Here is a 23,441-nt window from a genome sequence, read left to right as displayed (position 1 = left end):
CCGGGTTCAATCGCAGATTAATTCGGCGCGAAGAAAGGGCCCGACCTTACGGATCGGGCCCTGCAAGGTCACTATGGAGGCAGCGTGAACGCATTGCAAGGCATCGAAGGGCGAGTGGAATGGGCCGAGCGCCCGAACCCGACTTGCGCACAGGGGCAGATTCGCATCCAGGTCGCCGCTGCGGGACTCAACCGCGCCGACCTGCTGCAAGTGGCCGGTCTCTACCCGCCGCCGCCGGGGGCGAGCGACATCATTGGCCTGGAATGCTCCGGCGTAGTGATCGAGGTCGGCGCCGGCAGCACCTGGCAGGTGGGCGACCGCGTTTGCGCCCTGCTGGCCGGTGGCGGCATGGCCGAGGAAGTCGTGGTGGACGAGCGCCATGCGCTGCCGGTACCCGCAGGCCTGAGCCTGGCCGAAGCCGCCGCGTTGCCCGAGGTATACGCCACTGCCTGGCTGAACCTGTTCATGCTCGGTGCGCTGCAACCCGGTGAAAAGGTCCTGCTGCACGCGGGTGCCAGCGGCGTCGGCTCGGCCGGTATCCAGCTGTGCAAGGCCTTTGGCAGCCCTTGCTGGGTCAGCGTCGGCTCCGCCGATCGCCTGGCCTACTGCGAGGCTTTGGGCGCCGAGGGCGGCGCGCTGCGCGGCGAGAGTCTCGAATCGCTTCGGGATTTCGCGCCTTTCGATGTGATCCTCGATCCGGTGGGCGCGAACTACGCCAAGCTGGACCTGGAAATCCTCGGCCGTGACGGTCGATGGGTGGTCATCGGCCTGATGGGTGGTCGCAAGGCCGAACTGGACCTGGCCCTGCTGCTGGGCAAGCGCATTCAACTGATCGGCTCGACCCTGCGCTCGCGCGATGCCGACTTCAAGGCGCGGTTGATCGCCGAGTTGGGACAGCGGGTCTGGCCGCTGTTCGAGTCCGGCAAACTCAGCCCCCAACTGGAGCGCACCTTCCCGGTCCACGATGCGCAGAGCGCATTCGATGCCCTGGCGAGCAACCAGGTGCAGGGCAAGGTGGTGGTAGTGATCGACGAGAGTCTGAGCTGACGACCGGGGAATAACGGCGTAGGGCGAATAACCTGGAACAGGTGATCCGCTTTCTTCTGCGATGGCGGGTAACGCTGGCGCATTGAGCGCCCTACGAAAGCAGGTGCTCCGCCATGGATTCTCCTGCGCGAAGGCAACGAAAAAGGGCCGCATCAGCGGCCCTTTTTTCTGGGTGAAGCAGTCACTTCCAGTTCAGCACATCCCAGCCCATCTTCTGCGCGTGCTCCAGCAGCATCGGGTCGGCGTTCACCACGTGCGGCTTGCCCACCAGCTTGAGCAGCGGCAGGTCGTTGCGCGAGTCGGAGTAGAAATGTGCGTCGGCCAGCGGGCTGTCATCGCCTTCCAGCAGGTCGAGCAGGCGCAGTACCTTGCCTTCGCGGTAGGTCAGCACGCCCACGGTGCGGCCGGTGTAGTGTCCGTTGGCGACTTCCAGGTCGATGGCCAGTACTTCGTCGATGCCAATGCGTTCAGCGATGGGTTTGACCAGATGCACGCCGGAGGCGGAGATCACCAGCGGCCGGTCGCCTGCCTCGCGGTGGCGCGCCAGGGTGGCACAGGCGTCGCTATGGATCAGCGGCTCGATCACGTCCTCGACGAAGGCTTCCACGTCGCGCTCGATTTCCTCGACGCTACGCCCGGCCATCGGCTCCAGGGCGAAGGCCATGTAGTCCTCCATGGGCAGCTTGCCCTGCGCGTACAGCGCCATCAGCTCGGCGTCGCGCTTGAGGAACGACTCCGCGTCAACCCAGCCCAGATCGGCCATGCGCTGGCTCCACAGGCTCGCGCAGTCGCCGTCGATCAGGGTGTCGTCGAGGTCGAATATCACCAGGGCCATCAGGCCACCTCCCGAATGCTTTCAATGTCTACTTGCAGGCCGAGCTCGGTGCCGGCCGGGTACAGGCGCTCGGCACTGCGATTGAGGACGTCCACGGTCAGCTCGACGCCGCTGGCGTCGACCCGGTAGCGGATCACGTTGCCCAGCAGGCTGTGGGAGAGTACCCGAACCGGGATGCCTTCGTCCGGCTCCACGCTCAGGCGCAGGGATTCGGGGCGGATCGCCACCTGCTGGCGGAAAGGACGGTCCAGCAGTCGGGTCGCCTGGGCCGCATCGAGCAGGTTGTAGTTGCCGATGAAACCGGCGGCGAAGGCGTTTTCCGGGGCGGTGTAGAGCGTCTCGGCGTCGCCGCTCTGGACGATACGCCCGGCGTTCATCAGCACGATGCGGTCGGACAGCGTCAGCGCTTCCTCCTGGTCGTGGGTGACGAACACCGTGGTCAGCTTCAGTTCCTGCTGGATGCGCCGGATCTGCTCGCGCAGGTGCTTGCGGATGCGTGCGTCCAGCGCCGACAGCGGCTCGTCGAGCAGCAGCAGGCGCGGGCGGGTGACCAGCGAGCGGGCCAGGGCGACGCGCTGGCATTGGCCGCCGGACAACTGGTGCGGGTAGCGTGCGGCCAGTGGGCCGAGCTCGACCATCTCAAGGGCCTCGCGTACACGCTGGGCGGACTCTGCCGCTGGCACCTTCTGCATGCGCAGGCCGAAGGCGACGTTCTGTTCCACGGTCATGTTGGGGAACAGGGCGTAGCTCTGGAACACCATGGCGATGCCGCGCTTCTGCGGGCTCTTGGGAACGATGTCCTCACCGTCCAGCAGGATGCGCCCGCTGTCCACCGCGGTGAGGCCGGCGATGCAGCGCAGCAGGGTGGACTTGCCGCAGCCGCTGGGGCCGAGCAGGGTGACGAACTCGCCACGCTCGGCGGCGAAGTCGATGTCCTGGAACACCGTGGTGGTGCCGTAGCTCTTGTTCAGTGTCTCGACGCTGAGGAAGCTCATGCCTTGTCCTTGCTTAATCGGTTCGCCGCCCAGGTGAGCAGCAGGACGAAGAGGAAATACGAGACCACCACCGCGCTGGTGTAGTGGCCGCTGCTGTTGCGCATGTTGTTGAGGAACACCTGCAGCGTTTCGTAGCGGGTACCTACCAGCAGGTTGGCGAAGACGAACTCGCCGATGAGGAAGCTGAAGGACAGGAACAGCGCCACCATCAGGCCCTTGCGCAGGTTTGGCAGCACCACCAGCAGGGCGGCCTGCCAGGTGCTCGCGCCGAGCAGGTGGGCGGCGTCCATCAGGTCGTGCAGGTTGATCGCCTGCAGGTTGTTGCTGATCGCCCGGTACATGAAGGGCAGGGCGATGGTGAAGTAGCAGCCGATCAGGATCCACGGCGTGCCCACGATGGGTACCGGGCCCGAGGCGTAGAGCTGCAGCAGGCCGACCGACGACACCACTGGTGGCACCGCGAAGGGCAGCAGGATCAGCACGTTCATCAGCGCGTCGAGGCGCGGGAAGTAGTAGTGGATGACGAACATCAGCGGCAGCACCAGCGCCACACTGAGGATCAGCGCACCGAAGCACACCAGCAGCGACTGGCCGAAGGCGACGAGGAAGCGCGGATCGCTCCACAGGGTCATGAACCACTTCAGGGTCAGGCCGTCCGGCAGCACGCTGGCGCTCCACGAGGTGGCCAGCGAATAGAGCAGGGTGGCGGCCAGCGGCACCAGCAGGATCAGGAACAGCGCATAGACCACCACGCGGTGGTACAGCGAACTAGCGTTTCTGGACATGGTAGCTCCGGCGCAGCAGCCACTGGTGGGCCAGGGTAATGATGCTCATCAGGCCGACCAGCACCATCGCCAGCGCACTGGCCATGTTCGGGTCGAGGAATACGTCGCCCGAGACCAGCCCGGCGATGCGGATCGGCACCACGTTGAAGTTGCCGGTGGTCAGCGAGTACACGGTGGCGTAGGCGCCTAGCGCGTTGGCCAGCAGGATGACGAAAGTGCCCAGCAGCGCAGGCGTCAGCACCGGGATGCCGATGTGCCGCCAGAACGCCCATTGGCTGGCGCCCAGCAGTGCCGCGGATTCGCGCCAGTCCTCGCGCAGGGCATCGAAGGCGGGGTAGAGCAGCATGACGCCCAGGGGGATCTGGAAGTAGGTGTAGAGGATGATCAGGCCGGTCTTCGAGTAGAGGTTGAAGTCCTCGATGATCCCCGCCTGCTTCAACAGCAGCGTGATGGCGCCGTTGAAGCCCAGGATGATGATGAAGGCGAAGGCCAGCGGCACCCCGGCGAAGTTGCTGGTCATGTTGGCGAAGGCCATCACGAAGTCGCGCAGCTTGCTGTCCACCTGGCGCAGCGAGTAGCTGCCGAGGATGGCGATGGCCAGCCCGATCAGGCTCGACCAGACAGAAATCTCCAGGCTGTAGCGGATTGCCTGCAGGTAGAACGGCGAGCCGAAGATCTCGCTGAAGTTGCCCAGGCCCCAGCCGTCGCCGGTGCGCACGCTGTTGATCATCACCCACAGCAATGGCGCGAGCTGGAAGGCTAAGAAGAACAGCGCGAAGGGCAGCAGGCAGAGCAGGGCGAAGAGTTTTCCGGTGTTCGATCTCATGCCTTGAGCAACTCCCGGCAGAGCGGTTTGTCGTGGGGCGCGCCGAGGACCTCGCACAGCGTGCCGCAGAGTTCGATCTGGCGCGGGCGCGCCTGGTCATCGAGGCTGAACGCCTCGCCGAAGACAAACAGCGGCACTTCGCGCTCCTCGGGGAGGATGCCGCCATGGCTGCGGTCGTCGTTCATGCCGTGGTCGGCGGTGACCATCACCTGGTAGCCGGCGGCCAGCCACTGATGCAGGTACTCGGAAAGGATGATGTCGGCATGCCGCGCGCTGTTGCGGTACTGCGCTGTGCCCAGGCCGTGCTTGTGCCCGGCATCGTCGATGTTCATCGGATGCACCAGCAGGCAGTTCGGCGCATGGCGGCGGCGCAGCGACTCGGCGTCGGTGAACAGGTGCGAGTCGGGGTAGTGGTCGGTCCAGTAGAAGTGGCCGTGCTGGATCGCCAGGGATTCGTCGTCGGTATGACGGTCGCGCGCCGGGTCGAAGGGCGTGCAGTTGTACAGCTCGCTGACCCAGTGATAGGCCGCCGCGGCGGTGGTCAGGCCGGCGTCGCGGGCATAGTGGAACAGGCTGCGCTGGTTGGACAGGCGCGAAACATCGTTGTGCAGGATGCCGCTGTCGATGGGGCGCACGCCGGTAAGGATGCATTCGTAGAGCGGGCGCGACAGCGAGGGCAGCTCGCATTCCAGCCGGTAGAGCTGGCCGCGGCCGGCGTTGCACAGGGCCTGCAGGTGGCCCATGCAGTCGTGGGCGACGCTGTAGTTGAGGCCGTCGAGGACGACCAGGATGACGTCGTGGCGCATGGGGCGGGGCCTTCGGTGAAACGCGGCCGCCCCGGCGCGAACCGGGGCGGCTGGGCGTCATTGCATATTGATGATGACGTTTTCCTGCCAGAGGCGCGGCAGACGCTTGGAGGTCTCTTCCCAGGCCTTGGGGTCCTTGATCGGCTGAGCCTTGGCGTACTGCTCGTTGGGCAGCAGCTTGGCCTTCACCTCGGCCGGCAGGGTCAGGTGCTCGGCGCGGATCGGTCGGGCATTGCCCTTGGCCAGGTTGATCTGCCCCGCGTCGCTGAAGATGTACTCGCGCGCCAGCTTGGCGGCGTTCGGGTTCTTCGCGTACTTGTTGATGATGGTGGTGTAGCCGGAGATCACCGAGCCGTCGGAGGGGATCAGCACCTCGAAGCGCGACGGGTCGATCTGGTCGCGGTAGCTCAGGCCGTTGAAGTCCCAGACGATGCCGACTTCCACCTCACCCTTCTCCAGGGTGTTGATCACCGGGTTGGTCAGCGACAGGCGACCCTGCTTGGCGAGCTGGGCGAAGAACTCCAGGCCCGGCTTGATGTTCTTCTCGTCACCGCCGTTGGCGATGCTGGCGGCCAGCACGCCATTGACGGCCTGGGCGGCGGCGCTCACGTCACCGATGGTGACCTTGTACTTGCCCTTGAGCAGGTCGGCCCAGCTGTGCGGGACGTCCTTCACCAGCTGCTTGTTGACGATGAAGGCGATGGTGCCGGTGTAGGCGAGCGCCCAATGGCCGTCCTTGTCCTTGGCCCAATCAGGAACCTGGTCCCAGGTGCTGGGCTTGTAGGGCTGGCTGACGTCCATCTGCATGGCAATCGGGCCGAAGGCCGCGCCGACGTCGCCGATATCGGCGCTGGCGTTTTCCTTCTCGGCCTTGAACTTGGCCAGCTCCTGGGCCGAGCTCATGTCGGTGTCCATGTGCTTGAGGCCGTACTTGCTCTCCAGGTCCTTCCAGGTGTCCTTCCAGTTTGCCCAGCTGTCGGGCATACCCACGCTATTGACCTGGCCTTCCTTGCGGGCGGCGGCTTCCAGCGATTGCAGATCGGCGTTGGCCGCCATGGCGAGGCCGCTGCCCAAGGCAATGGCCGATCCCAGCAGTGAAGCAAGCAAGCGTTTCATTCGGTGCTCCTTCGGATGAAGTTCAGTGTTTTCAAGCGTGGTCTAGATCAGCAAGACGCAGGCCAATCTAAGCGGGGCGGATGACAGTTTGATGTAAGCCCCAGGTGCGCCAGCCCGGCCTTGAGCGCCCTGCGGGTCGACGGGGAAAAGCGTAGACCATGGCCAATGCCTTGATCCGCCTGGTCTACGCTGGTGTCGTTATCTGGCATGGGCGCTGCTTGCAAAGGCATTGTCACGGGATGGTCATCGGGCTTTCCTAGGATGAGCGCACCCCGTCGGGGTAAAGAAATGCCCTGTTCTGGGGCTGGACTAGTCCAAAAGAGGGAATCGAATGCGCGATACGGCGCTACCTACGGTCACGGCGATCTGCCGCGCACTCATCGAACAGATCGACAGCGGCCTGCTCAGCGCCGGCGGCAAGCTGCCGGCCGAACGCAAGCTGAGCGAGCTGTTCGATACCACGCGGATCACCCTGCGCGAGGCTCTGGGGCAACTGGAGGCTCAAGGGCTGATCTACCGCGAGGAGCGTCGCGGCTGGTTCGTCTCGCCGCCGCGCCTGCTCTATAACCCGCTAGTGCGCAGCCACTATCACGCCATGGTGCAAGGGCAGGGGCGCGTGCCGGCGACCGAGGTGCTGTCGGCTCGGCAGATACCGGCCAGTGCGGCCATCTGCGAGCTGCTGGAGCTACCGGCGTTGTCGAGCGTCTACCAGATCCGCCGGCTGCGGCGCGTAGACGGGCGGCTGGTGCTCTATGTCGAGCACTATCTCAACCCGGCGTACTTTCCCGGCATCCTCGACAGCGACCTGACCTGCTCACTGACCGAGCTGTACGCCAGTCGCTACGACATCCGCTACGGACGTGTGCGCTTCGACATGGTGCCCACCGCCCTGCACGGCGAGGCGGCGAGCGTGCTGCGCGTCGCCGAGGGCAGTCCGGCGCTGCGGATCACCCGCATCAACGGCGACCAGTACGGGCGCATCATCGATTGCGACCTGGAGTTCTGGCGGCACGATGCCATCCATGTGAGCGTGGAGGTGCCGGATTGATCCCATGTCTGCGGCGAGCCTGTAGGAGCGAACTTGCTCGCGAACGGACTCAACGTGTGTCATCTAGGGTGGGGCGATTCGCGAGCAAGCTCGCTCCTACAAGAAAGCTGTGCCCGTGGTCGCGCGCAGGTAGCTGCAGTCTGATTGAAAAACGCCCGGCGGGTGCCAGGCGTTGGGGTCAGGGCAGGTCGGCGCTGTCGTAGAAGGCACTGAGTACCTTGGCCAGGTAGTGCAGGTCCTGGCTGCCGGCCAGCTCACGGATGGAATGCATGGCGAAGGTCGGCAGGCCGATGTCCACGGTGCGCACGCCAATCTGGCTGGCGGTGATCGGACCGATGGTCGAGCCGCAACCCATGTCGCTGCGGGTCACGAAACTCTGTACCGGCACTTCGTTTTCCAGGCACAGGTGGCGGAAGAATCCGGCGGTCTCGCTGTTGGTGGCGTAGCGCTGGTTGCTGTTGATCTTGATCACCGGGCCGCTGTTGAGCTTCGGGCCGTGATTGCTGTCGTGCTTGTCGGCGTAGTTCGGGTGCACACCGTGGGCGTTGTCGGCGGAGACCAGCAGCGAGCGCTGCACGGTACGGGTGAAGGCATCGCCCTCGGGCAGCAGGCGGCGCAGCACTTGCTCGAGGAACGGGCCGTCGGCGCCGCAGGCGGAGCAGGAGCCCACTTCTTCGTGATCGGTGCAGACCAGCACGCCGCTCTGCTCGTCGTTGCTGCCCAGCAGCGCTTGTAGGCCGGCGAAGCAGGACAGCAGGTTATCCAGGCGGGCGCCGGCGATGAACGCCTGATCGAGGCCGATCACGGCAGCACGCTGGGTGTCGTAGAAACTCAGCTCGTAGTCGAGGATCGCGTCAGCGGTGATGCCGTGCTCCAGTTGCAGCTGTTCGCCGAGCAGGTCGCGGAAGTCGCGGGTCTCGCCGGCGGCGACCTGGGCGAGGATCGGCGGCAGTTCGGTCTGCGCGTTGATCGACCAGCCCAGGTTGGCCTCGCGGTTGAGGTGGATCGCCAAGTTGGGGATGACCGCAATGGGCGCCTTGAAATCGATCAACTTGCTTTCGACCTTGCCGGCCAGGCGGAAGGTGACGCGACCGGCCAGGGACAGGTCGCGGTCGAACCAGGGAGCGAACAGCGCACCGCCATAGACTTCCACGCCCAGTTGCCAGTAACCGTTGCGAACCAGTTCGGGGTTGGGCTTGACGCGCAGGCAGGGGCTGTCGGTATGCGCGCCGACCAGGCGCAGGCCGTTCTCCAGCAGCGGCGCGGTGCCGAGCTTGAAAGCGATCAGCGAAGAGTCGTTGCGGGTGACGTAATAGCGGCCGCCGGCTTCGGTGCGCCAGGCGTCACGCTCGTCCAGGCGCTGGTAGCCAGCCTCTTCGAGGCGACGGGCGAGGGCCTGGGTGGCGTGGAAGGGGGTGGGGGAGGCCGCGAGGAAATCGATCAGGCCCTGGTTGAGTTCTGTACGCATGGGTAACTCCGGACAGCGAATGGCCGGAAGTTTAACGTAAATGCGCCAATCTGCGGCCTGGGTAGGACCCTGTAGGAGCGAGCTTGCCCGCGAAGGTTTTTCGCCGGCGACACAGGTGCAGGGCGGTTCGCGAGCAAGCCCGCTCCTGCGAGAAAAAATCAGAACGGCGCGGGAGACTCGAAGCGCAGGCGCTCGCCGGTCTGCGGGTGGGTCAGGGCCAGCATGCTGGCGTGCAGGCACAGGCGGTCGCGCAGGTCCAGGGCTTCGCCTTCGGCATACAGGCGGTCACCGAGCAGGGGGTGACCAATGGTCAGCATGTGCACGCGCAGCTGGTGTGAGCGGCCGGTGATCGGCGTGAGCTCCACGCGGCTCCAGTTTCCGTGGCGTTCCATGACGCGCCAGAAGGTCAGCGCATGGCGGCCCTGCTCGAAGTCCACCACATGGCGCGGCTTGGTCGGCGGGTCGTAGCGCAGCGGCGCTTCGATACGGCCGCTGTCGAGCTCCGGCTCGCCCCAGCACAGTGCGGTATAGGCCTTCTCGGTCTCGCGGTCGTGGAACTGGCGGGACAGTTCGCGGTGGCTGTCGGCGTCACGGGCCAGCACGATCAGGCCGGAGGTTTCCCAGTCCAGGCGGTGGACGATGCGCGCTTCCGGGTAGCCGTTCTCCTGCAGGCGGGTGATCAGGCAGTCCTTGTTGTCGTCCGCGCGGCCGGGCACGGAGAGCAGCAGGGTGGGCTTGTTCACCACCAGGAGGGCGGCGTCCTCATGGACGAATTCGATCTGGGAAAGCGGCATGGAAGCTCTTGCGCGAATAAAAAAGGACGAAAACGACTGCGGCGGCCGAGGCCGCCGCAGGTTCACCCAGGCCGGATCAACGCTCCGGCAGGGTGATGTTGAGTTCCAGGATCGAACAGCTGCCCTGGTTGGCCAACTCGACCTGGACTTGTTCCTGGTCGATGGGCACGTATTTTCGGATCACTTCCAGCAGGTCTTTCTGCAGCTGCGGGAGGTAGTCCGGTTGCGAACGGTTGCCGCGCTCGTGGGCGACGATGATCTGGAGTCTTTCTTTCGCGATGGATGCGCTGTTTTGCGACTTCCGGCTGCGGAAGAAATCTAAAAGGCTCATTCACGTCCTCCGAACAGTCTCTGCAGGAATCCTTTCTTCTGCACGTCGAGGAAACGGTGGGGCATTTCTTTGCCCAGCAGTCGCTCGACGGCGTCGCTGTACGCCTGGCCGGCATCGCTTTCTTCGTCGAGGATGACCGGTACACCCTGGTTGGATGCCTTGAGCACCGCCTGGGATTCCGGGATCACGCCGAGCAGACGGATGGCCAGGATTTCCTCGACGTCCTCGACGCCGAGCATTTCGCCCTTGGTGACGCGCTCGGGGTTGTAGCGGGTCAGCAGCAGGTGTTCCTTGATCGCGTCCTCGCCTTTCTCGGCGCGGGCGGATTTGCTGGCCAGCAGGCCGAGCATGCGGTCGGAGTCGCGGACCGAGGAAACTTCCGGGTTGGTCACGACAATCGCCTCGTCGGCGTAGTACATGGCCAGGTGGGCACCTTTCTCGATGCCGGCCGGGGAGTCGCAGATCACGTAGTCGAAGGACTGCTTGAGCTCTTCGATGACCTTGCCGACGCCTTCCTGGGTGAGTGCGTCCTTGTCGCGGGTCTGGCTGGCGGCCAGCACGAACAGGTTCTCGAGGCGCTTGTCCTTGATCAGGGCCTGGGTCAGGGTCGCTTCGCCGTTGATGACGTTGACGAAGTCGTAAACCACGCGGCGTTCGCAGCCCATGATCAGGTCGAGGTTACGCAGGCCTACGTCGAAGTCGACGATGACGGTCTTGTGGCCGCGCAGGGCCAGGCCGGTGCCGATGGCTGCGCTGGTGGTGGTTTTACCGACGCCACCCTTACCGGAAGTGACTACGAGGATCTTGGCCAAGGTGATTCACCCCAAAGAAAAAACGAAGAATTCTGGTCCCTGAAAGTCGCGGCAGTATCCGTTAAAGGCGGGTGATGTTCAACACGTCACCCGACAGGCTGACGTGCACCGCCTGCCCCCATTGCGGACTGCGTCGAAGGTCTTCGGCGACCTTGTAATTACCGGCGATGGACACCAGTTCGGCGGCCAGCTGCTGGCAGAAAATACGTGCGCTGGTGTCGCCCTTGACTCCGGCCAGGGCACGACCGCGCATCGGACCGTACACATGGATATTTCCGTCGGCGAGAAGTTCCGCGCCGGGGCTGACGGGAGCAAGCACGATCAGGTCGCCGCCGGCGGCGTAGATCTGCACGCCGCCGCGTACCGGAGTGGTGACCAGCTTGGTCGGACGGACGACCGGCGCCGGCGGCTCGGCCGGTTTTTCCGGAGCGGCTTCCGCAGCGGCTTCCTTCGCCGGCTCCTGGGCTGCGTCGGTTGGCTCGGCGGCTGCCTCTTTCGGTTTCTCCGGCTTGGCCTCGGTGGTCTGCTCGGCCGGTTTCTCGGCTTGCACACCGGCGCCGGCGGCCTGCTCGACCACCTTTTCGGAGAGTTTCTCGCCACGCGGGCGACGTACCGGCGCGGCGCCAGTTACCTGCGGGACGGCATCCTTGGGCTCGACCGCGCGCTCGCGGGAGGAGCCCGACGGCGGCAGCACGGGGATGTCGAACATGGTGGCCAGGCGGATGTCTTCCTCGCGGCTGGCGCGGATAGCCAGGGTGCGCAGGCCATGGCGACGGCAGATGTCCAGCACGCCTTGCAGGTCGAGCTGGCCTTCGCCGTCGGGAAGTTTGTCCAGCGCCAGCACCAGCGGGGTATCGCGGAAGAAGTTAGGCGCCTGGGCGACCTTGTCGGCCAACTGGCGGTCCAGGCGCGGCAGGTCATTGTGGGCCAGTTCCAGAACGGTGACGGCCAGCATGCTGCCCTTGAGCTGGAATACGGGATCGTGGTCGAGAAGGTCAGCTTGGCTCATGGTCGGACTGCGTCATCAAAATGGTTGGACTTATAGCGGACCGCCCCGGCAGCCGCAAGCATGGCCGATGGCTAGGACCGCGTGAGGCACGGGACGTGCCGGCAGGGTAGAATGTCGGGCTTTGCCCTAGCCGGAAAGTTCCATGGACCGCCCCACCTTTCGCCGTGAGTTCCTCCATCCCCGCCACTGGCCGCTCTGGCTTGGTCTCGGCGTGCTCTGGCTGGTGGTGCAGCTGCCGTACCCGACTCTGCTGGGCCTGGGCCGTGCGCTCGGCGCAGTGATGTACCGCGTGGTCGGCAGTCGCCGGGCGATAGCCGCGCGCAACCTGGAGCTGTGCTTCCCGGAGCTCTCCGCCGCCGAGCGCAAGCGCCTGCTCAAGGAGAACTTCGCCTCCACCGGCATCGCCTTCTTCGAGATGGCCATGAGCTGGTGGTGGCCGAAGGCCCGTTTGGCCAGGCTCGCCCATATCGAAGGCATCGAGCACCTGAAGAAGGCCGAGGCCGAAGGCAAGGGCGTGATCCTCATGGCCATGCATTTCACCACCCTGGAGATCGGCGCAGCGCTGCTGGGCCAGGTGCAGACGATTGATGGCATGTACCGCGAGCACGATAACCCGGTGTTCGATTTCGTCCAGCGCACCGGCCGCGAGCGGCATAACGCTGACGCCACCGCCATCGAGCGCGAGGACGTGCGCGCGATGCTCAAGGTGCTGCGCGCCGGCCGCGCCATCTGGTATGCGCCGGACCAGGACTATGGGATCAAACAGAGCCTGTTCGTGCCGCTGTTCGGCATCCAGGCGGCCACTGTCACCGCCACCACCAAGTTCGCCCGACTGGGCCGCGCCCTGGTGCTGCCGTTCACCCAGTCGCGCCTGGCCGATGGTTCCGGCTACCGCCTGACCATCCACCCGCCGCTGGAGGACTTCCCCGGCGAGAGCGAGGAGGCCGATTGCCTGCGCATCAACCAGTGGGTAGAAAGCGAGATTCGTCGCCAGCCCGAGCAGTACCTCTGGGCGCACCGCCGCTTCAAGAGCCGCCCCGAGGGCGAGCCGAAGCTCTACGACAAGAAGAAGTAGGCCGTTCACTCCTCTGGCGGCCTAAGCTGGAAACGACGCGACAAGGACTTCTGCCGTGACCGACTCCGCCACTCTCCCGCAGCAATCTCCGGCCGTTACCGGCCTGATCCTCTCCGGCGGCGGTGCGCGGGCGGCCTATCAGGTCGGCGTGCTGGCCGCCATCGCCGAGCTGTTGCCTGAGGGCGCGGAGAATCCGTTTCCGGTGATCGTCGGCACTTCCGCCGGCGCCATCAATGCCGTCGGGCTGGCCTGTGGGGCGTTGTCCTTTACCGGCGCGGTGGAGCGCCTGACCAAGGTCTGGAAGGGCTTTCGCACCGGGCAGGTCTATCGCTCCGACTGGCCCGGTGTGTTCAGCCAGGCCTTCAAGTTTCTTGGCCACAGCCTGCTGGGGCTAGGCAAGCGCGAACCGGTGGCGCTGCTGGACAGCACACCGCTGCGTTATCTCCTCGAACGCGAACTGGATCTCTCCGGCATCGCCGCCGCCGTACGCCGGCGCAACCTGCGCGCGGTGGCGGTGACCGCATTCGGCTACGAGTCCGGCCAGGCCGTGACCTTCTACCAGGGCCGCGCGACCATCGATCCCTGGCTGCGCCACCGTCGCATCGGCGTGCCGACGCGGCTGCAGATCGAGCACCTGCTGGCCAGCTCGGCAATTCCGCTGCTGTTCCGCCCGGTGAAGATCTTCCGCGAGTTCTTTGGCGACGGCGCAGTGCGCCAGCAAGCGCCGATCAGTCCGGCGCTGCACCTGGGCGCCAACCGCGTGCTGGTGATCGGTGTCAGCGGCAACCCCACGGTGGGCAGTGCCAACGAGCAGGTGGCCAACTACCGCACGGGCCAGCCGCCGAGCCTGGCACAGGTGGGCATCCACCTGTTGAACAGCACCTTCATCGATAGCCTGGAAGGCGATATCGAACTGCTGCACCGGATCAACTTCCTCAGCTCGCTGGTGCCCGAAGAAGCGCGCCGCGCGACGCTGGGGCTGGCGCCGGTGGATGTATTGCTGATTTCACCGAGTCGGCCGCTGGACGAGATCGCCGCGCAGTATCGCCATGAATTGCCCAAGGCGCTGCGCCTGTTCCTGCGTGGGCCGGGGGCGACCAAGGCGAGCGGGGCGGGGGTACTCAGCTACCTGCTGTTCGAACCGGGCTACTGCAATGCGCTGATCGAACTGGGTTACCGCGATGCCATGGAAAAGCGCGCGGAAATCACGCGCTTTCTGGGGATGGAAGACTGGTCGCTGTAGGAGTTATTCGTAGGATGGTGTGGAGCGAAGCGATACCCATCATTTTCCGGTCGTTCCGGACGATGGGTATCGCAAGCTCCACCCATCCTACGAGAGCTCATCCGGCTTCAGTCAGACCGCGAAAACCCCATCGCGGTAATCGCGCAGGGCTTGCTCGATCTCCTCGCGGCTGTTCATCACGAACGGGCCGTACTGCACGATCGGTTCATTGAGCGGCTTGCCGGCCAGCAGCAGGACGCGTGCGCCCTTGTTGCTGGACAGCTGGATCTCGTCGCCCTGGTCCAGGCGTACCAGACGGTTGGTGGCGACGGTCTCGTCACCTCGCTCGCCCGGCACCTGCAGCGATCCTTCATAGACGTACAGCATCACCCGATGGCCCGCCGGAATGCGCGGAGCCACGGAGGCGCCCGCCGGCAGCACGAGGTCGTAGTAGTGCGGCTCGGTACCGGGGCGTTGTACAGCGCCATCGATGGCCGTCTTGCCATCGTCGAAGCGCCCGGCGATCACGGTCACACCCACGCCTTGCGCGGTGGTTACGCGGGGCACGTCTTCGGGTTCGATGTCGCGGTAGCCGGCCGGAGAGAGCTTGTCCTTCGCCGGCAGGTTCAGCCACAGCTGGAAGCCGCGCATGGCGCCTTCCACCTGCTCGGGCATCTCGCTGTGGATGATGCCGTGGGCGGCCGTCATCCACTGCACGCCACCGGGTTTGAGCAGGCCGGTATTGCCCAGGTGGTCCTCATGGCGCATGCGCCCTTCGAGCATGTAGGTGACGGTCTCGAAGCCACGGTGCGGGTGGGCCGGGAAGCCGGCGATGTAGTCGTCGGGGTTCTGCGTGTCGAACTGGTCGAGCATCAGGAACGGATCGAATCGCTCGATGCCGGGGCCGCCGATCACTCGAGTCAGGCGCACGCCGGCGCCGTCGGAGGCCGGGTGGCCGATGTGCTGGTCGATCACGGTACGTAAGCGGGTCATGGGGACCTCCTTGATCTGTGAATGGAGATCATCCTAGTCCCAATGGATGGATAAATGGTTGCGAGTTTTTCGGATTAACTATCGATAAAATTGATTGTTTGTCGAAAAAGCAAACCGCCGCCCGAGGGCGGCGGTTCCGGCTTACTCCTGGATCTGCAGGCGCCGGGCTTCGGTGTAGAAGTAGCGCAGCTTCTCGTACTCGAAGGGCGTGTTCATCTGCCCGTAGCGGAAGCCGTTGCTGTAACGCTTGTCGACGATCTCCAGTACCGGCAGCTCCCAGTAGTCGCTGCTGAGGTCGGAATAGTTCAGGTAGTTCACTTCGCGAGCGGCCACGAAGTCGGTGGCCAGCCCGCCCGTGTCGCGCAGGTTGGACGGGCCGAGGATCGGCAGCATCAGGTACGGGCCTTCCGGTACGCCCCAGTAGCCCAGGGTCTGGCCGAAGTCCTCGCTGACCTTGGGCAGGCCCATGGCGGTGGCCGGGTCCCACAGGCCGCCGATGCCGAGGATGGTGTTGAACAGCAGCCGCGCAGTGCTATTGGCGGCACGTTCGCCCTTGAGCTGGGCGACGCTGTTGAGCAGGGTCGGCACCTCGCCCAGGTTGCTGAAGAAGTTGCTCACGCCGGTGCGCACGAAGCGCGGGGTGACGTACTCGTAGCCGTTCACCACGGGCAGGAACACCCATTCGTCGAAGCGGTAGTTGAAGTGGTAGACCCGGCGGTTCCACGACTCCCAGGGGTCATAGACGTTGAGGGCATCGAAGGTGGCGCGCTCGAACTCGCGCTGGTCCAGGCCGGGGTTGAACTTCAGTGCGTCCAGCGGGTGCTTGAAGCCGTCTTCGTCCGGCGCCATGTCGAATTTGGTGCTGGTGGGCGTCTTCACCGGTTGCGGCGTCTCGGCCTGAGCGAGGCCACAGGCCAGCAACAGGGCGAGGGTCCAGGAGTGGCGGAATGGCATGGAGTCAGTTCCCTGTCTGCGCGGTGGCGATGCCGGTAGCCGAGGCATCCTGTCCCTTGAGGAAGCCCAGCATGTCCTGGGCGTTCACGCGGTAGTTGAGGTTGCCGCAATGGCCGCCGCGCGGGTAGAGCGTCAGGCGATCACCGAAGGTGCGGCGCAGGAAGCCGATGTCCCCCGGCCCGAGGATGACGTCATCGGCGTTGTGCATGACGGCGATCTTCGGACTGTCGCGCAGGTAGTCCTCGAGCGCGTAGAGGCTGACCTGCTGGATCAGCTGCGGCAAGCTGCCGCCATCGTACTTGGCGCGCCACAGCGGCATCAGCTGGTCGGTCATGTAGCACTCGAAGTCGCACTGCATGGCGCGCTTGAAGAAGGGCGTCAGGCTGGTGCCTTCGGTGATCGGGTACTTGGGCGGGGTGATCAGGCCGCGGCGGTTGATCAGGTCGGAGGTGAAGGCGATGTCGGCAGAGGAGAAGCGGAATACCGCGCCGATCAGCATCGCCATCTCCTCGTTGGAAAGGTGCTGCTTGGACTGCTGCAGGTCGAAGAGGAAGGCATCGTTGAGGTCGACGTAGCCCTTCTGATTGAAGTAGCGGGTCAGCTTGGCGAGGATCACCTGGTAGAAGGTGTTGGTGTCGTTGATGCCCTTGACCTCTGTCTGCACCATCTTGTCGAGGTTGCTGATCGAGGTATAGAGGTTCACTGGCGGGTTGAGCAGCAGCACGCGCTTGAAGTTGAAGCTGCGGCGGGTTTCATCGAGCTTGCTGACGAAGGCGGCATGCAGGGCGCCGAGGCTGTAGCCGGTCAGGTAGTAATCACTGACGGGCAGATCCGGATGCTGCGCGCGTACGGCCTGCATGACCCGGTACAGGTCATCGGCGTCGTCGGGGGTATAGCCGGGCGTGGCGACGTGGGACGCGCCGACCATGAAGTCCCAACTGGTCGGTGAGGACAGTTGCACCACATGGTAGCCGGCGTTGTAGAACAGGCGCTTGAGGTACTCCGGCGTGGTGCTGGAGTAGTTGGCACCGGTGCCGGCGATGATGAACACCAGCGGGGCCTCATGTTTCTGCCAGGCCAGCCGGTAGTGCAGCTTCTTCACCGGCCAGAAGTTGCTCGGCAACTCGTACTCCCGCTCAGGGCGCAGCTTGAGTGCGTAGTCCGACTGGCGGATGTCGTCGTCCGACGGCAACTGCGGGCGCAGATCCGGTGGGGTAGTGGCGATGGTCGCCTCGAATGGGTTGACCAACGGGTAGCCATAGCTGGCCTGATCGACGTCGCGGGCAAAAGCGGGCCCGGCGAGCCCCAGTGCGAGGCCGCCGATCAGGGCGGCCACGCGGCAAAGAAATGTCATGGTTCGGAGTCCTTTCAAGAGGAGGCCAACTCTAGGGTGACCGCGCATTAAGACCAGCACATTTCCCACAAGTGCGATCTGCGTTTCAGCCCTTGCGCGCCAGATCACGCAAGGCATCGCCGGTTAGACGATAGACGGTCCACTCGTCCTGCGGGCGTGCGCCGAGACTGCGGTAGAAGCCGATGGCGGGTTCGTTCCAGTCCAGCACCGACCATTCCAGGCGCCCGCAGTCGCGCTCCACCGCCAACCGGGCCAGCTCCGTGAGCAGCGCCTTGCCCAGGCCGGCGCCGCGGGCGGCCGGGCGCACGTAGAGGTCCTCGAGGTAGAGGCCGGGCTGGCTGAGCCAGGTCGAGTAGTTGTGGAAGAACAGTGCGAACCCCTGGGCCTCGCCGTCCACTTCACCGATCAGTACTTCGGCATAGGGACGCGGCCCGAACAGGTGGTCGTGCATGCGCCGGGCATCGGCTTTCACCTCGTGGACCAGTTTTTCGTAGTCGGCCAGTTCGCGAATCAGGTCAAGAATCAGCGGGATGTCCTCAGGGACGGCGGGGCGCAGGGTGACGTGGGGCATGGGTAATTCCTTGCGGAGCGAAATGCCCGGAGCATGCCCAAAGCCTCGCGCTGCTGGCAACCGGTCACTTCAGTAGCGCTCCAGGCTTTCCAGCCAGATCAGCTCGCAGGCGCCGGCGCCCGTGTCCTCGCGGGTCAGCGAGCTGACCCAGCGCCAGCCGTCGTCGCCTTCCACGCGCACCAGCTTGCCGGACAAACGCACGTGCTCGCCGGCGCTGACCTGGGCCAGGGTGTGCGCCACGCCATCATTGGCCGGGATCATGTGCATGTTGGCGGCGTGGGTCTCCAGCTCGCGACGGGGAATCGGCAACCGGTCGGCATGCCAGTAGAACCAGCGGTTGCCCTGGGTGATGCGGATATCGGCCAGTACTTTCGGGTCTTCCATCGGCCCCCAGCCGAGGGCGAGGTCGGTGGGCGACAGCTCAGCCTCGCGGCCCAGACGGTAATCCTCGCGGCCCAGCACGCGAGCCTCGATGCTGAAGTCCTGCAACGGATAGATGGAATAGCGCTCGACGCGAAAGCCGCCATCGGACAGCACCTGGCTGTGCTGCTGCGGTGCCTGGGGGCGGTCGGTTGGCCACAGCCACCAGAAGCTGGCGGCCACGCAGACCAGCAGGAACAGGGTCGATCGCTTCATCGAAGGCTCCGTGGGTGGGGGAAGTTTACGCAGGGATTGCCCCCTCTTGCATCGGCCCCTGCGCTGGTTATGCTGGGCGCCGATTTCCCGCCTGCTCCGGAGTAGTGGCGCCATGTCCCGTCGTTTGCCCCTGATTCTCCTGCTGCTCGCCTTGGCGCTCTGGCTCGCCGCCAGCTACGGCGTGCGTTTCGGGCTGATGGAGGATGGTCGCTGGGTCGGTCTCTGCGCCGATGAAGCCACGCGCTGGGAATGCGGCGTGCGCTCGCAACTGGGCTGGGCGATCCACTTCGGCGTGTTCGGCAAGCTCGCGCTGGGCTTTTCGCTGTTGGCCTTCTTTGTACCGCGCCAGGCGGGCTGGTGGCTGGCCGTGCTGGCAATGCTGGTCACGCTGCCGGCGTTGGTGCTGTACAACGCCGGGCTTGCGGTATTTGCAGTGGTGCTGGCCGGGCTGCGCCTGGTGCGTGCGCCAGCCCGCTGAGTCAGGTCTTTCGTCCTGCCGGGCGTAGCCCGCGCAACAACGCACCGAGCAGGAGCAGGCTCACAGCCGCCCAGCCCAGTGCCTGAAGATTGCTCAGCCCTTCCATTGCCAGCTGTACAGGGATTCCGACGGCGATGATCAGTGCCTGCAGCAACGCTTCGCGACGTGGCGCCGCGACCGGCCGGCACAGGTAGACCAGCGACGGGAACAGCAGGGCCGTACTGGGGAAACTGCGATAGCGCGCATCGAAGACCATCCCGAGCATCAGCACCGCGCCAGCGAAACCGGCAGCTGCCAGCCACAGGCCGGCACGCCGTTGCAGCCAATCGAAGGCTACCAGGCGCCAGCCCGTGCGGTCCGACAACGCCAGGCTGACATGCAGCAGCACCAGCAGGTTGAGGACGGTCAGCGCCGCCGCCCAGAGCCATTCGCCCCAGAAGCGGCTGGTGATTACCGACAGCTCCAGCCACAAGCCGATGCAGCCGGCACCCAACGCGCCGGCCAGAGGCAGCAGAAAAGCACTACGGGCAGAAGCGGGGCGGCCACCCACCAGCAGCCCGCCGAGCAGGATCACACCGGAAAGCCCCAGCCACAGCGGCCAGCCCGGTAGGTTGCTGACCGGTCCGGCGAGCACGCCTTTCTCTTCGCGGTCGGCGCTGAAGAGCCCCCAGTAACCACCCACCGCGCCTTCGCTCTGGCGCTTCCAGGGCTGGTCGAAGGCTTCGATCAGGTTGTAGTGCCAGCCTTTTTCTTCGGCCATGTGCACGAAGCCACGGATGAAGCGCGCCTCGTTGACCCGGCTGGGCAGGGCTGTTTCGCGCTGGCGGCCCTCGCTGGGCCAGCCGGTTTCGCCGATGAGAATGTCCTTGGGCGCGAACTCGCGGCCGAAGTCCTCGCGGATCTTCGCCACATGGGCGAGGGCGTCGTCGATGCTGCGCGGGTTGTCTTCCCAATAGGGCAGCAGGTGGATGGTGATGAAGTCCACTGCCGGGGCAATCTCCGGGTGCTGGTGCCAGAAGTCCCAGACGTCCGCATAGGTCACCGGCTGGCCCACCCGGGCCTTCACCTTGTGTATCAGCCCGGCCAGGTAACGCCCGGTGACCTCCTTGCGCAGCAGGGTCTCGTTACCGACGATCACTGCCTGCACCACGTCCGGGTATTCGTTGGCTGCCTTGATCAGTGCCTCGACTTCACGCTCGGTATCCACCGGGTTAGCGTTGACCCAGGCGCCGAGCATCAGCTTCAGGCCGTGCTTGCGCGCCAGCGCCGGGATGCCTTCCAGGCCGGTCATGGAATAGGTGCGCACACACTCGAAGCGCGTCGCCAGGAGCGCCAGGTCGGCGTCCATCTGTTCCGGGCGCAGCACGAAAGGCTGGTCGAAGGGCGACTGGTCCTTGGCGAACGGGCTGTAGGACGCGCATTGCAGCTTGTGCGTGGGCGTGGCCGCGTCGGGCAGGACCACCGGCTTGCCCAGGCCGTACCAGAGCCCGCAGAGGGCGGTCAGGGCAAGCAGCAGGGCGACGCAGTAGGGGAGGAGCGGAAAGCGCGAGGACTGTGGCATGGGGGCACGCGAACCGTGGCGAGGCGCGCATCTTAGCAACGCCGTTGGCCGCCGTCAGTGCCCGCGCGGGGCACTCAGGCGTGGCGGTGAATCCAGTTGTGCGCCGGCGCCGATTCACTCGCGGCGTTGCCCTCGATGCGCTTCCAGAACTTCTCGTGGAAGTGGAAGCCCACCGCGTTGCACAGCGGCTCGACGATTGCCACCAGGCCGCCCACGGTGATGCTGCCGGTCAGCGCATAGGCGACGCTGAAGGCGATGGCGAAGTGCATCAGGGTGAAGGTGACGGTCTTGAGCATGATGGCGATCCTCCGGGTGAGAATGATTCTCCGTTGCTTGAAGGCTACTGCTCGGGAACCCCGACGGATAATCGAGCCTCTGTATGACGGCGATAGGCCGGCACCGCCGTCGTGGATGGAATGGCGCGGTCGTGGATGGACGGGTTCTGTCGTGGATCGGACCGTTTGGCGTCGCTCTCAGAGCAGTTCGCCATCAGCGGGCGCCGATCATGAAAGGGCGGCCAAGACCGCGAATGGCGCCGGGGCCACTCGGACGCTGCAACGAAAAAATCACGGGGAGAAAACCATGACAATGATGCGACGCCTGTTGGGCCTGGGCGCAGGTCTGGTGCTGTCGGCGGCGGCCGGGCTGGCCGGTGCGGCGGCCAAGCCGGAAATCACCATCGGTTATGTGGACGGCTGGTCGGACAGCGTGGCGACCACCCACGTCGCCGCCGAGATCATGCGCGAGAAGCTCGGCTACCAGGTCAAGCTGATGCCGGTGGCCGCCGGCATCATGTGGCAGGGCGTGGCGCGCGGCAAACTCGACGCCATGCTCTCCGCCTGGCTGCCGGTCACCCATGGCGCCTACTACGAGAAGATGAAGGACAAGGTCACCAACCTGGGCGTGAACTACCCGGGCGCGAAGATCGGCCTGATCGTGCCCGAGTATGTGAAAGCCAACAGCATCGAAGACCTCAAGGCGCAGAAGGATGACTTCGGCGGTCGCATCGTAGGCATCGACGCCGGCGCCGGGGTGATGCTCAAGACCGACCAGGCGATCAAGGACTACGGCCTGGACTACAAGCTGGTGGCCAGCTCCGGCAGCGGCATGATCGCCGAGCTGACCCGCGCCGAGAACGACAAGAAGGCCATCGCCGTGACCGGCTGGATTCCGCACTGGATGTTCGCCAAGTGGAAACTGAAGTTCCTCGAAGACCCGAAAAAGGTCTATGGCGAAGAAGAGCACGTCGACAGCGTCGCCAACCCGGCGCTGGAGAAGAAGGCACCGGAAGTCTGGGCCTTCCTGAAGAAATTCCAGTGGAAGGACGGCCAGGAAATCGGCGAAGTGATGCTCGCCGTGCAGAACGGCGAGAAGCCGGAAGTGGCCGCCAAGAAGTGGGTCGAGGCGCATCCGGATCGGGTGAAGGAGTGGCTGTAATCCGTTAGCCCCTGCTTTCCCGCGACACCCAAAAATCCCCCTCGAACCATGGTATTTGTGGGGGATTTTTTATGGGCAGCATGTTTGATAAACCCAGTGTGGTATCGGTGCTTGTTACGGCTTCTCTTTATTGTGGAGCGGGGCAGCTCTTGGCAGCTATTTGTAGCGCCTTAGCGTGATCCACATAAGTTTCTGCATCGTATGGAGTTGCGTAAACTTCGAATCTGGATTTCCCGCTGTAGTCAATTAACTGATCAACCTCTACTGCCCATGAGCGACCTGCGTGCTGGGTAATCAGATAGAACATGTGGGAATTCAAGTTGCTATCTTCATCAAGTGCTGAATAGAGGTAGCGTAGATTCTTATACCAGTCGCGAGTTTCTATGGTTGCTGTAAGTGCATTTAGGGCGGGCTGCTTGTCTGAGTTCTTCAGGTAGAACATATCTCCGATGGAGAGTTTTTTGGTGCTTTCCAATTCCGCCAATGGCGTAGATAGTGGTGTGCGGCTGATTAGTCGTGAGTTTCTGCAGTTAAACACCCAGTTTCCAGTTTTTACATATTCGTCTGCATAGATGACTACGCCATTACCCATGTCCTCTTTGAATGCGCTGGTCATCACTCTGAAATAGTGGTTGGCAGTAATCAGTAGTAAGGCGGTGCTAATGGCGAGAGTGATCCAGAAGCCTTTGCTTTGACAAGGGATCAATCAGATCTCCAAGGTTTTCAATATTTTCAATGTTTAGTTGAGAATGGGCGCGGTTGAATTGATTGTCCGGCGCCCTGATGATTTATTGCGATTTAGGGCAGCTCTTGGTAGCGGCTTGTAATGCTTTGGAGTAGTCTACATATGTTTCTGGATCGTATGGCTCGGCGGTTATTTCGAAGCTTGAGTTTCCATCGTGGCCGACTTCTTGCCAAACTTTAAAAGTCCATTGCTTACCTTCATAGCTTGAAATTAAACCAAATAAGTGACTGCTGAGGTCGCTATTTTCGCCGAGTATGGAGTACCGATAGTGCAAATTTCTGTACCATTCAGGGGTTGTAGTGATGGATTTGATAAACTCTTCCGCTTTTTCTATGCTGGGTTTTGATAGTGTATACATCTTTCCTGTGGTGATTTTTGTGGATTTTTCAAAGTCATCTATGGGGACTGCTAGTGGCTCTCGACTTATAAGTCGAGAGCGGTTGCAATCAAAAACCCAACGTCCAGTCTTAACATAGTCGTCAGCATAGATTACTACGCCGTTGCCAAGGTCGGTGTTATATGCGCTTGTCATGATTTTGTACC

26 protein-coding genes are annotated in these 23,441 nt (G+C 64.0%); 6 read left to right on the top strand and 20 right to left on the bottom strand.

Annotated elements, in window-relative coordinates; genetic code table 11:
* The first annotated feature begins 84 nt into the window (after positions 1-84).
* Entirely contained in the window at positions 85-1,047 is a 963-nt protein-coding gene (locus ACKI1H_RS27500; protein WP_440466961.1) for an NAD(P)H-quinone oxidoreductase, read from the top strand.
* A 181-nt stretch (positions 1,048-1,228) separates the two neighbouring features.
* On the opposite strand, the gene ACKI1H_RS27495 is transcribed toward ACKI1H_RS27500, so the two are convergent.
* From ACKI1H_RS27495 to ACKI1H_RS27470, 6 genes are read right to left on the bottom strand one after another with little or no spacing between them, the layout of a single operon-like run.
* The gene (locus tag ACKI1H_RS27495) at positions 1,229-1,882 is read right to left on the bottom strand and encodes an HAD family hydrolase (RefSeq protein WP_440466960.1); all 654 of its coding nucleotides are present in this window, start codon (positions 1,880-1,882) and stop codon (positions 1,229-1,231) included.
* On the bottom strand, positions 1,882-2,877 hold the full coding sequence (locus ACKI1H_RS27490) for an ABC transporter ATP-binding protein (RefSeq protein ID WP_440466959.1): 996 nt from the start codon (positions 2,875-2,877) through the stop codon (positions 1,882-1,884). The genes ACKI1H_RS27495 and ACKI1H_RS27490 overlap by 1 nt, the downstream gene beginning before the upstream one ends.
* Entirely contained in the window at positions 2,874-3,662 is a 789-nt protein-coding gene (locus ACKI1H_RS27485; RefSeq protein WP_440466958.1) for an ABC transporter permease, read from the bottom strand. Before ACKI1H_RS27485 ends, ACKI1H_RS27490 begins: the two co-directional genes overlap by 4 nt.
* On the bottom strand, positions 3,646-4,488 hold the full coding sequence (locus ACKI1H_RS27480; protein ID WP_440466957.1) for an ABC transporter permease: 843 nt from the start codon (positions 4,486-4,488) through the stop codon (positions 3,646-3,648). The genes ACKI1H_RS27485 and ACKI1H_RS27480 overlap by 17 nt, the downstream gene beginning before the upstream one ends.
* Entirely contained in the window at positions 4,485-5,294 is an 810-nt protein-coding gene (locus ACKI1H_RS27475; protein ID WP_440466956.1) for an alkaline phosphatase family protein, read from the bottom strand. The genes ACKI1H_RS27480 and ACKI1H_RS27475 overlap by 4 nt, the downstream gene beginning before the upstream one ends.
* Before the next feature lie 57 nt (positions 5,295-5,351).
* Positions 5,352-6,410, bottom strand: a complete 1,059-nt coding sequence (locus tag ACKI1H_RS27470) for an ABC transporter substrate-binding protein (RefSeq protein WP_138526354.1) — start codon at positions 6,408-6,410, stop codon at positions 5,352-5,354.
* Positions 6,411-6,741: 331 nt separating this feature from the next.
* On the opposite strand from ACKI1H_RS27470, the gene ACKI1H_RS27465 reads away from it, so the two are divergent.
* Positions 6,742-7,458, top strand: a complete 717-nt coding sequence (locus ACKI1H_RS27465; protein WP_440466955.1) for a UTRA domain-containing protein — start codon at positions 6,742-6,744, stop codon at positions 7,456-7,458.
* Positions 7,459-7,636: 178 nt separating this feature from the next.
* Here the strand turns inward: ACKI1H_RS27465 and ACKI1H_RS27460 are convergent, their stop codons facing one another.
* The 5 genes from ACKI1H_RS27460 to minC form a co-directional block, all read right to left on the bottom strand.
* Positions 7,637-8,926 (bottom strand): M18 family aminopeptidase, encoded by a 1,290-nt coding sequence (locus ACKI1H_RS27460; protein ID WP_440466954.1) that lies wholly within the window; start codon positions 8,924-8,926, stop codon positions 7,637-7,639.
* Between the two features lie 158 nt (positions 8,927-9,084).
* Positions 9,085-9,720, bottom strand: a complete 636-nt coding sequence (locus ACKI1H_RS27455; protein WP_138526357.1) for an RluA family pseudouridine synthase — start codon at positions 9,718-9,720, stop codon at positions 9,085-9,087.
* A 76-nt stretch (positions 9,721-9,796) separates the two neighbouring features.
* Entirely contained in the window at positions 9,797-10,051 is a 255-nt protein-coding gene (gene minE / locus ACKI1H_RS27450) for a cell division topological specificity factor MinE (RefSeq protein WP_015478210.1), read from the bottom strand.
* Positions 10,048-10,863: a septum site-determining protein MinD gene (gene minD, locus ACKI1H_RS27445; RefSeq protein WP_017522034.1), complete on the bottom strand. Its 816-nt coding sequence runs from the start codon at positions 10,861-10,863 to the stop codon at positions 10,048-10,050. The genes minE and minD overlap by 4 nt, the downstream gene beginning before the upstream one ends.
* A gap of 61 nt (positions 10,864-10,924) precedes the next feature.
* On the bottom strand, positions 10,925-11,872 hold the full coding sequence (minC, locus tag ACKI1H_RS27440; protein ID WP_440466953.1) for a septum site-determining protein MinC: 948 nt from the start codon (positions 11,870-11,872) through the stop codon (positions 10,925-10,927).
* Between the two features lie 142 nt (positions 11,873-12,014).
* Here minC and ACKI1H_RS27435 point away from each other — a divergent pair, with 142 nt between their 5' ends.
* Together ACKI1H_RS27435 and ACKI1H_RS27430 are read left to right on the top strand one after the other, a co-directional pair.
* Complete coding sequence (locus ACKI1H_RS27435) at positions 12,015-12,947, top strand: lipid A biosynthesis lauroyl acyltransferase (RefSeq protein ID WP_440466952.1); 933 nt, start codon at positions 12,015-12,017, stop codon at positions 12,945-12,947.
* A 55-nt stretch (positions 12,948-13,002) separates the two neighbouring features.
* A complete protein-coding gene (locus tag ACKI1H_RS27430) occupies positions 13,003-14,190 on the top strand; it encodes a patatin-like phospholipase family protein (protein WP_138526360.1) in 1,188 nt (395 codons plus the stop codon).
* 111 nt (positions 14,191-14,301) lie between these two features.
* Here ACKI1H_RS27430 and ACKI1H_RS27425 read toward each other — a convergent pair whose 3' ends face one another.
* The 5 genes from ACKI1H_RS27425 to ACKI1H_RS27405 form a co-directional block, all read right to left on the bottom strand.
* Entirely contained in the window at positions 14,302-15,162 is an 861-nt protein-coding gene (locus ACKI1H_RS27425; protein ID WP_138526361.1) for a pirin family protein, read from the bottom strand.
* A gap of 141 nt (positions 15,163-15,303) precedes the next feature.
* The gene (locus tag ACKI1H_RS27420; protein WP_138526362.1) at positions 15,304-16,116 is read right to left on the bottom strand and encodes an MlaA family lipoprotein; all 813 of its coding nucleotides are present in this window, start codon (positions 16,114-16,116) and stop codon (positions 15,304-15,306) included.
* Between the two features lie 4 nt (positions 16,117-16,120).
* On the bottom strand, positions 16,121-17,470 hold the full coding sequence (locus ACKI1H_RS27415; RefSeq protein ID WP_440466951.1) for a serine/threonine protein kinase: 1,350 nt from the start codon (positions 17,468-17,470) through the stop codon (positions 16,121-16,123).
* 85 nt (positions 17,471-17,555) lie between these two features.
* Complete coding sequence (locus ACKI1H_RS27410; protein ID WP_138526364.1) at positions 17,556-18,041, bottom strand: GNAT family N-acetyltransferase; 486 nt, start codon at positions 18,039-18,041, stop codon at positions 17,556-17,558.
* A gap of 69 nt (positions 18,042-18,110) precedes the next feature.
* A complete protein-coding gene (locus ACKI1H_RS27405) occupies positions 18,111-18,677 on the bottom strand; it encodes a hypothetical protein (protein WP_440466950.1) in 567 nt (188 codons plus the stop codon).
* Positions 18,678-18,789: 112 nt separating this feature from the next.
* Here ACKI1H_RS27405 and ACKI1H_RS27400 point away from each other — a divergent pair, with 112 nt between their 5' ends.
* Positions 18,790-19,155: a hypothetical protein gene (locus tag ACKI1H_RS27400; protein ID WP_440466949.1), complete on the top strand. Its 366-nt coding sequence runs from the start codon at positions 18,790-18,792 to the stop codon at positions 19,153-19,155.
* 1 nt (position 19,156) lies between these two features.
* On the opposite strand, the gene ACKI1H_RS27395 is transcribed toward ACKI1H_RS27400, so the two are convergent.
* Positions 19,157-20,716, bottom strand: coding sequence for a glycoside hydrolase family 17 protein (locus ACKI1H_RS27395; RefSeq protein ID WP_440466948.1), 1,560 nt, complete (start codon positions 20,714-20,716; stop codon positions 19,157-19,159).
* A 74-nt stretch (positions 20,717-20,790) separates the two neighbouring features.
* Positions 20,791-21,012, bottom strand: coding sequence for a DUF2061 domain-containing protein (locus ACKI1H_RS27390; protein WP_440466947.1), 222 nt, complete (start codon positions 21,010-21,012; stop codon positions 20,791-20,793).
* A gap of 286 nt (positions 21,013-21,298) precedes the next feature.
* Between ACKI1H_RS27390 and ACKI1H_RS27385 the strand changes: the two genes are divergently transcribed.
* A complete protein-coding gene (locus tag ACKI1H_RS27385) occupies positions 21,299-22,153 on the top strand; it encodes a glycine betaine ABC transporter substrate-binding protein (RefSeq protein WP_024763445.1) in 855 nt (284 codons plus the stop codon).
* 127 nt (positions 22,154-22,280) lie between these two features.
* Here ACKI1H_RS27385 and ACKI1H_RS27380 read toward each other — a convergent pair whose 3' ends face one another.
* Positions 22,281-22,859: a hypothetical protein gene (locus ACKI1H_RS27380; RefSeq protein WP_440466946.1), complete on the bottom strand. Its 579-nt coding sequence runs from the start codon at positions 22,857-22,859 to the stop codon at positions 22,281-22,283.
* Positions 22,860-22,941: 82 nt separating this feature from the next.
* Positions 22,942-23,430: a hypothetical protein gene (locus tag ACKI1H_RS27375; protein ID WP_440466945.1), complete on the bottom strand. Its 489-nt coding sequence runs from the start codon at positions 23,428-23,430 to the stop codon at positions 22,942-22,944.
* Positions 23,431-23,441: the final 11 nt, after the last annotated feature.

It is taken from the genome of Pseudomonas sp. YH-1, from assembly GCF_051990045.1.
Lineage (GTDB): Bacteria > Pseudomonadota > Gammaproteobacteria > Pseudomonadales > Pseudomonadaceae > Pseudomonas > Pseudomonas nicosulfuronedens.
This window is presented reverse-complemented; position numbering and strand designations above follow the sequence as displayed.

Coding starts and splice junctions, on each gene's coding strand:
- ACKI1H_RS27495 (WP_440466960.1), bottom strand. CDS start 1,882: ATGGCCCTGGTGATATTCGACCTCGACGACACCCTGATCGACGGCGAC.
- ACKI1H_RS27490 (WP_440466959.1), bottom strand. CDS start 2,877: ATGAGCTTCCTCAGCGTCGAGACACTGAACAAGAGCTACGGCACCACC.
- ACKI1H_RS27485 (WP_440466958.1), bottom strand. CDS start 3,662: ATGTCCAGAAACGCTAGTTCGCTGTACCACCGCGTGGTGGTCTATGCG.
- ACKI1H_RS27480 (WP_440466957.1), bottom strand. CDS start 4,488: ATGAGATCGAACACCGGAAAACTCTTCGCCCTGCTCTGCCTGCTGCCC.
- ACKI1H_RS27475 (WP_440466956.1), bottom strand. CDS start 5,294: ATGCGCCACGACGTCATCCTGGTCGTCCTCGACGGCCTCAACTACAGC.
- ACKI1H_RS27470 (WP_138526354.1), bottom strand. CDS start 6,410: ATGAAACGCTTGCTTGCTTCACTGCTGGGATCGGCCATTGCCTTGGGC.
- ACKI1H_RS27465 (WP_440466955.1), top strand. CDS start 6,742: ATGCGCGATACGGCGCTACCTACGGTCACGGCGATCTGCCGCGCACTC.
- ACKI1H_RS27460 (WP_440466954.1), bottom strand. CDS start 8,926: ATGCGTACAGAACTCAACCAGGGCCTGATCGATTTCCTCGCGGCCTCC.
- ACKI1H_RS27455 (WP_138526357.1), bottom strand. CDS start 9,720: ATGCCGCTTTCCCAGATCGAATTCGTCCATGAGGACGCCGCCCTCCTG.
- minE (WP_015478210.1), bottom strand. CDS start 10,051: ATGAGCCTTTTAGATTTCTTCCGCAGCCGGAAGTCGCAAAACAGCGCA.
- minC (WP_440466953.1), bottom strand. CDS start 11,872: ATGAGCCAAGCTGACCTTCTCGACCACGATCCCGTATTCCAGCTCAAG.
- ACKI1H_RS27435 (WP_440466952.1), top strand. CDS start 12,015: ATGGACCGCCCCACCTTTCGCCGTGAGTTCCTCCATCCCCGCCACTGG.
- ACKI1H_RS27425 (WP_138526361.1), bottom strand. CDS start 15,162: ATGACCCGCTTACGTACCGTGATCGACCAGCACATCGGCCACCCGGCC.
- ACKI1H_RS27420 (WP_138526362.1), bottom strand. CDS start 16,116: ATGCCATTCCGCCACTCCTGGACCCTCGCCCTGTTGCTGGCCTGTGGC.
- ACKI1H_RS27415 (WP_440466951.1), bottom strand. CDS start 17,470: ATGACATTTCTTTGCCGCGTGGCCGCCCTGATCGGCGGCCTCGCACTG.
- ACKI1H_RS27410 (WP_138526364.1), bottom strand. CDS start 18,041: ATGCCCCACGTCACCCTGCGCCCCGCCGTCCCTGAGGACATCCCGCTG.
- ACKI1H_RS27405 (WP_440466950.1), bottom strand. CDS start 18,677: ATGAAGCGATCGACCCTGTTCCTGCTGGTCTGCGTGGCCGCCAGCTTC.
- ACKI1H_RS27400 (WP_440466949.1), top strand. CDS start 18,790: ATGTCCCGTCGTTTGCCCCTGATTCTCCTGCTGCTCGCCTTGGCGCTC.
- ACKI1H_RS27395 (WP_440466948.1), bottom strand. CDS start 20,716: ATGCCACAGTCCTCGCGCTTTCCGCTCCTCCCCTACTGCGTCGCCCTG.
- ACKI1H_RS27390 (WP_440466947.1), bottom strand. CDS start 21,012: ATGCTCAAGACCGTCACCTTCACCCTGATGCACTTCGCCATCGCCTTC.
- ACKI1H_RS27385 (WP_024763445.1), top strand. CDS start 21,299: ATGACAATGATGCGACGCCTGTTGGGCCTGGGCGCAGGTCTGGTGCTG.
- ACKI1H_RS27375 (WP_440466945.1), bottom strand. CDS start 23,430: ATGACAAGCGCATATAACACCGACCTTGGCAACGGCGTAGTAATCTAT.